At 46.9% G+C, this 6,660-nt stretch carries 6 protein-coding genes; 3 read left to right on the forward strand and 3 right to left on the reverse strand.

Going from position 1 to position 6,660, the window contains the following annotated elements:
• Window positions 1–1,205: 1,205 nt before the first annotated feature.
• From Q0389_RS06300 to Q0389_RS06310, 3 genes are read right to left on the reverse strand one after another with little or no spacing between them, the layout of a single operon-like run.
• Window positions 1,206–2,795, reverse strand: coding sequence for an efflux RND transporter permease subunit (locus Q0389_RS06300; RefSeq protein ID WP_298692826.1), 1,590 nt, complete (start codon window positions 2,793–2,795; stop codon window positions 1,206–1,208).
• An 8-nt stretch (window positions 2,796–2,803) separates the two neighbouring features.
• On the reverse strand, window positions 2,804–3,589 hold the full coding sequence (locus tag Q0389_RS06305) for an efflux RND transporter periplasmic adaptor subunit (RefSeq protein WP_298692828.1): 786 nt from the start codon (window positions 3,587–3,589) through the stop codon (window positions 2,804–2,806).
• Window positions 3,589–5,004, reverse strand: a complete 1,416-nt coding sequence (locus tag Q0389_RS06310) for a TolC family protein (protein WP_298692830.1) — start codon at window positions 5,002–5,004, stop codon at window positions 3,589–3,591. Before Q0389_RS06310 ends, Q0389_RS06305 begins: the two co-directional genes overlap by 1 nt.
• 204 nt (window positions 5,005–5,208) lie before the next feature.
• Here Q0389_RS06310 and efp point away from each other — a divergent pair, with 204 nt between their 5' ends.
• The 3 genes from efp to Q0389_RS06325 all read left to right on the forward strand — a co-directional run.
• Complete coding sequence (gene efp / locus Q0389_RS06315; protein WP_298692832.1) at window positions 5,209–5,775, forward strand: elongation factor P; 567 nt, start codon at window positions 5,209–5,211, stop codon at window positions 5,773–5,775.
• A gap of 4 nt (window positions 5,776–5,779) precedes the next feature.
• Window positions 5,780–6,346, forward strand: coding sequence for a DJ-1 family glyoxalase III (locus Q0389_RS06320; protein ID WP_298692834.1), 567 nt, complete (start codon window positions 5,780–5,782; stop codon window positions 6,344–6,346).
• Window positions 6,333–6,660 (forward strand): hypothetical protein (locus Q0389_RS06325; protein ID WP_298692836.1); only part of this gene is annotated, 328 nt, incomplete at its 3' end. The genes Q0389_RS06320 and Q0389_RS06325, both read left to right, overlap by 14 nt.

Genomic DNA, 6,660 nt, shown 5'->3' on the forward strand with positions numbered 1-6,660 from the left:
GACCACCGAGATCTACACTCTTTCCCTACACGACGCTCTTCCGATCTGAGTGACTTTCATCTCTCCGTCCCATTTGAGTTCATAGACCTGTTTGGTTTTTTTGTCGATCAGTTCGAGATTGAACAACCCTGTTTTATGGATCTCATACTCATCGGTAAAGGTATTTAAGATCGTATTGCGGGCCGCCATCAGAGGATAGACTTGTGACACCATATCGGTCTCAGCCAAGACGTTGGTCATTTGGTGCAAATCTTTGGTCATGATCATCGGATTGGATTTGACGGTAACGATATCGACCACTTCCGTGATCGGTACCATCATCCCCATTTGATTCATCAATTTGAGGCTGGAGAGTTTCATCTCGATCGCCGATTGATCTCGGGAATCGAATTTTTTCCCCTCCGGCGTCAGGGTAATAAAAATAGGAATCTGTTCAGTCGCTTTTTGCGAATTTTTAACGGCTACCCCCATCCCTTCGAACGCCAGATACAAAATGTCGTTGACTTGTTTGACACTGAGTCCCGATTTACTGATTTTATCGGTATTGACCCGCACTTCAAATTTGTCATAAATTTCGTCTTGCATGATATCGATATCAACCAGGCCGTCGGTTTTTTGGAAAACGCCTTTTACCCGTTCGCTCAAATGACGGATACCCTCGGCATGGTTACCGTAAATTTCGGCAACAACAGCTGCCATCGTCGGAGGACCGGCAGGGGGTTCGATAGATTTGATATTGGTTTGCGGCGTCATCGATTCGCATTGTTTGAGAATAACCGGGCGCAGGCGTTGAACCATCATATACGAAGGCTCGTCACGATCATGTTTTTTAGTCAGGTTGACGACGACTTCGGCCACGTTTTCAGAGTTTTTGAAGTGCGATCCTTTGATCAGACCCGCAAAATCGAGAGGGGAGCCTTCGCCCAAAAAGACCTCGGTATCCAATGCCTCTTTTTCATGCTGCAAAATACCGACGACACATTCGCTCACCTGACGGGTTTGTTCGATCGAACTGCCGTTAGGAAGATCGATATAAATCGTATAGGTATCGTTGTTTTTCCCCGGCAGCATTTTGGCAAGGACGATTTTGGTCGGTATAAGTGCCACCGCAAAGATAAATGCGATTAAGGTGGCTAATAAGACTTTTTTCTTCTTGGAAGGATGCTTTAGAAGATCAAGAAGATAGTTTTCGAATTTTTTATACATTAGTGATGACCTCCGTCGTGGTCAGGTTTTTTTAACAGCCGAATCGCCAGATACGGGGTAAAGATATAGGCGACGAACAATGAAGCGACTAGAGCGACCGGAACGTTGGCCGGAATCGGTTTCATGAACTGTCCCATCATTTGCCCTACGAACGCCATCGGTACCATGGTGAGGATAATAGCGAGCGTCGCAATGTTGGTCGGAGCGCCGATCTCATCGGTCGCTTCGATCATCAATTCATCGGCATCTCTCTCCGCTGCCCCCGGGGCATGGAAATGGCGATGGATATTTTCGATAACGATGATGGCCGCATCAACGAGAAGCCCCAGACTTAGCAAAAAGGCAAAGAGGGTGATTCGGTTGACCGTCTGGCCGCTGAGATAGGCGATAAAGAGGGTGATCGCCAAAATAGCCGGAACGGTGAACGTAACGATTAGCGATTCGCGCCATCCGAGGACGAAGACCAGCAAAATAGCGATAATCACGATAGATAAAATGAGATGAAATACCAACTCATTGACCGCTTCGTTAGCTCGTTCCCCGTCGTTGCGGGTGATGACGTAGCTGATTCCCTCGGATTTCATCTGTTCTTTGTACTTGGCGAGCTCTTCTTTGACGGCATCGGCAATAATAACGGCATTAGTCCCCTGGAGTTTAGAGACGGTTAGCGTGATTTGGTCTTTTAAAGGAGAAAATGTTCCTTTGTCGTCTTTGACACTGACAAGCGCCGATTTGAAGTTTTGGATATCGCTGCCTGCCGTTACGGTGGCGACATCGCGCAGGTAAATCGCCGAGCCGCCGTATTGGGCGACGATGATATTGCCGACATCTTCTACGCTCTCGATCGCATTGCGTACCCCGATCATCACGATCTGATTATCTTTTGTTTTTCCCTTGATCTCCGGGACGTTATAGGCCAATGATTGTGTCGCTTGTACGATTTGTCCGAGCGAAAGGTTGTAGCCGCTGAGGCGATTCATATCTACCAAAACGTTAAACTGGTGCTTTTTTGCCCCTTTGATATCGGTTACTGCGACATTGGGAAGGCCGTTAATATGGTGTTGAATCTCTTTGACATGATCGTAGAGTATCGTCGGGTCCATATTCGGATTGTTGGCATAAAAAGCGACCGAAACGATCGGAATGTCGATATCGATGTCGAGCGGTTTGATGATCGGCTGCATGGCACCTTTAGGAAGGATGCTCATATTTTGCATGATTTTGTCGTAGATTTTGAGGTTTGAGTCCTCTTTGGCCTCACCGATAAAAAAGGCCGCATTAATGACGGCGACGTTATCCATCGCCATGCCGTAGATGTGTTCGACCCCTTTAATCTCTTTGAGTTTGCGCTCTAAGGGTTTGACGATGACGTTTTCGACTTCATTTGCGGTTGCTCCGGGTAGAGCGACGATGACGGTAGAGCCGCTGACAACCATTTGGGGGTTCTCTTCACGCGGCATCAGCATGAGAGCCATGTAGCCGATAACCAGAAGAAAAATCCCTAAAATAGGGGTAAGCGGATTACGTAAAAAGGCTTTTGCAAGTTTGCCGGCACTGTCTTTGGGTTGATAGGAGTGTGATGCGTGCATATGAGCTCCTATTCAATCTCGACGGTGGCGTACATACCGGGATAGACCGTTTGTTTGGCTTTAAAGGAGACTTTGATTCGGAAGGAATGGGTCATCGGATTGGAACTCGGGATGATTGCACTGACACGGCCGATACCGACATATCCGACCGAAGGGATATTTACTTTGACTTTTTTGCCGATCGGGACGAGCTGGAGGTTGTTTTCGGCCACTTCGACGTCGATTTTAAGATCATTTAAATCCGCTAGAACGATAGCGGGCATCCCCGGCATCGCCATTTCCCCGACTTTGATATTTTTCTGGATAACGACACCGTTATTCGGCGCGGTGATGCGTAGATAGTTGTACTGGTTGTCAACCTCTTTGAGACGTGCTTTCGCCTGAGCCACCTGACGTTCGGAGATGTTAATCATGTTTTGGAGGTTTTTGCGGGAAAGTTCCAGATTCTCGACTTCGAATTTAGAAACCATATCCTGCTGCAAAAGGCGTTTGTTACGTTCGAGATTGAGCTCGAGGTTGGCATATTGGTTTTGATACATTTGAAGCGAGAGTTCTGCTTGGGCGATTCCCAATTCGACCTGAGTTTTAGCCGAATCGATCTCTTTCGAGTCGATGGTATACAGAAGCTGTCCCCGGGTTACACGTGATCCTTCGGATACATTGACGGCAGTGACGAATCCCATATTGCGGCTCGTAATCATTTTTTGATTATCGCTGATGACGCTTCCCGATAAGCTGAGCCCTGCGGCACTGAGTGTCGAAGCTAAGGCGAGTGAAGTGATCCAAAATTTCATTATTTGACTCCGTTGCTAAGTTTTTCGAGGGCAAAGATGCGCTCGTTGCGTTTGTTTTTAACCGCTTGCAGATTTAGGATTTTTTCAATTTGAGACGATTGTTTGATAATGACGTCGCTCATCGACGCAAGATGCTCGTGGTAACGCCCTTCGTAGTTCATGTAGATTTGATTAGCCAGTTCGAGCTCTTTGGTGAGACTTTTGACCTGAGCGTTTAGACTTTCAATCTCGGTTTGGATTTTGTCGTACTGAAGCGCAATCCCTTTTTTGGCCAATTCGACCTGCGTTGCGGTTTTGAGTTTTTCGACACGGGCTTTTTCGACACCGTTTTTATCGACTCCGCCGTTAAAGAGGTTCCAGCTCAGTTTTGCACCGATTGTATAGGCTTTGTGATCGTTGAAATCGCCTAAAAAGGTATTGTCCGCACTGCTCGCTTCGGCGAAAGCCCCCACTTGCGGGAGAAACGGTGCATAGGCGACGTCGACCATTCTATCTCGGATGTCGAGTCCCTCTTTCGCTTTTTTCAAATCGGTGTTGTTTTCTAGTACTTCGCTTTCACTGAGAGTAGATGCGGGGTAGTCGTTACGCGGCAGTTCGATCTCTGTAACAGGCTCGTTGAGCAGGAAACTGAGATAGTGATAGAGGAGCTTTTTGTTGGCTTCCATTTCGGTGATAGCCCGCTCGACATTCGATTTTTTCGCTTCGACTTCGAGAAGATCCACTTTTTTGGCATACCCTTCCTGAATCATCATCTGTGTCGTCCGCTCAAGCGTCGAAATATTTTTAAGGATGATATTCATCTGATCGATCGAATTTTGGAGCAATGCCATATCGTAATAGCTTTTGCGGGTTTCGTAGATTTTTTCGGTTTTAACCTGTGCGGCATCAAGTTTTTTAATCTTTTCCATTTTCTCGCTGATGTCGCCGTACGCACTCAGCTTTCCTCCGGTATAGAGGGGAAGCATATAGGTGAGTTTGCTTTGAAAATAGTTTTGATAGCCGGGATAATTGAGGTCCTTGGGCTCAATGGAAAGAATGGAATTCATATTTTGAATATCTGAGGGAGTCAATGCTCCTGAATTTGCACCTAAAAGGGCCTGCCCCATTGGTGCTAAAAACTCATTGAAACCAAAATCTCCAAAGGTCGCTTCCCGCGAACTGAGTTTGAATCCGAAGACGTTACCCGCATCATTCGAACGGATGGCGCTTTGGGAGAAATCGAGAGAACCGTAGTTGTACCCTTGGGCTATGTTGGCATCGGCGTGGGCGCTTTTGACGTCCAGGTCGGCGCTTTTGATTTCGAGATTTTGATTTTCCAGGAGTTCAAGGGCCGCTGGGAGAGAAAGCCCGGCTCCCCAAAGATGGCATGAGCCTATCAGTAATGATGTACCGAGAAGACGCGAAAAGGTTGGCATAAACATCATCCTTTTAGAATGTATTTGTAATTCTGATTTTTTTTATAAGTATTATTATACTCGGTAATGAATTTAACCAAGCTAAAAACTCTGAGATTATGCTGTGATATTCAGTTACGATCATACCATAAGTTACACGCAGTTTGAAATTCGGGCGAGATTCGGGTAAAATTCGGACAAAATATAGCGACAAGGGTTTATACGATGGCAACAATCGGAATGGGTGATATTAAAAAAGCGGTACGTCTTGAGATCGACGGCGTCCCTTTTAAAGTAGTTGAATTTCAACACGTTAAACCGGGTAAAGGGGCGGCATTCGTCCGAATGAAAGTTAAAAACTTTAAAAACGGTAAAGTAATCGAAAAAACGGTACATGCGGGCGATAAATTCGAAGTACCGAACATGGCGCACAAAACGATGCAATTTTTGTATGACGACGGCGATATGCTTCAGTTTATGGATAATGAAAGCTATGAACAACTCGGTTTGACGTACGATCAGTGTGACGAAGCGATGAAATGGATCAAAGACGGTACGAACGTACAAATGGTTTTCCATAACAACGAAGCGATCAGTGTCGATGCACCTGAAATCATGGAACTTAAAATCGTAGAAACGGCTCCGAACTTCAAAGGGGATACATCGAGTGCCTCTAAAAAACCGGCGACGCTTGAAACCGGTGCGGTGGTTCAAGTTCCGTATCACGTTCTCGAAGGGGATATTATCAGAGTAAACACCGTCGAAGGTGAATATATGGAAAAAGTAAAATAATTCCATGTCGACAGTTCTGATCCCTCTTGCAACCGGATTTGAAGAGATCGAAGCGGTCACAATCATCGATGTGCTTCGCCGAGGGCAGGTCGAAGTAATCATCGGCTCGCTTCAGGGAGAAACATCCGTCCGGGGTGCCCATGCAATCACGATTGCGACAGACCGAGATATCGCGGATGTGCAGGCGGACGAACTTGATATGATCGTCCTTCCGGGGGGATGGGGCGGTACCAAAGCGCTTGCCGCAAACCCTACCGTCCAATCGCTTCTAAAAGAGATGGATGCTCAGAACAAACCGATAGGGGCGATCTGTGCGGCTCCGTTTGCTCTTGATGCCGCAGGAGTCCTCAAAGAGGGATACACCTGTTATCCCGGTATCGAAGATGAACTTAGTACCGGCGGATTTAGCGGCGATAAACATGCCGTTGTAAAGAGCGGCAATATCCTCACTTCGCGCGGCCCCGCTACAGCGATGTGTTTCGCTTTAGAGATCGTCAGAGAATTGGCAGGTTTATCGATGTACGAAAAACTTCGTGCCGATTTGCTGGCGGATGATTGTGCGCCTCTCTAGTCTTCTTTTTGCTTCTCTCATATCTTCTTCGCTGTGGGGAGAAATCCGTTTTGCTCCCGCCGAATCGCTCACACAGGAACAAGCGGGAGAATACTGCCGCTCTTTCGGTACCTCATGGCGTTTGATGAGTATCGGCGAAATCTACGCATTGCCTAAAAACACTTCGTTTAATCCGGATTACAGCTATTGGTCAAATGACGAAACGGCAGCGGATAATTCGCAAATCGGCACGGGGAGCGAAGGTGACGGGGGACAAATCCCGATGTTGGGCTACAGTTTCTATCCGAAAGAGCGTAACATCACACTCTCTCCCG

The organism is uncultured Sulfuricurvum sp. (genome assembly GCF_937936435.1).
Classification (GTDB): Bacteria; Campylobacterota; Campylobacteria; order Campylobacterales; family Sulfurimonadaceae; genus Sulfuricurvum.

Bases quoted from the DNA above. Each gene is read 5' to 3' on its own strand.
- Q0389_RS06300 (WP_298692826.1), bottom strand. From the start codon at position 2,795: ATGCACGCATCACACTCCTATCAACCCAAAGACAGTGCCGGCAAACTT.
- Q0389_RS06305 (WP_298692828.1), bottom strand. From the start codon at position 3,589: ATGAAATTTTGGATCACTTCACTCGCCTTAGCTTCGACACTCAGTGCC.
- Q0389_RS06310 (WP_298692830.1), bottom strand. From the start codon at position 5,004: ATGCCAACCTTTTCGCGTCTTCTCGGTACATCATTACTGATAGGCTCA.
- efp (WP_298692832.1), top strand. From the start codon at position 5,209: ATGGCAACAATCGGAATGGGTGATATTAAAAAAGCGGTACGTCTTGAG.
- Q0389_RS06320 (WP_298692834.1), top strand. From the start codon at position 5,780: ATGTCGACAGTTCTGATCCCTCTTGCAACCGGATTTGAAGAGATCGAA.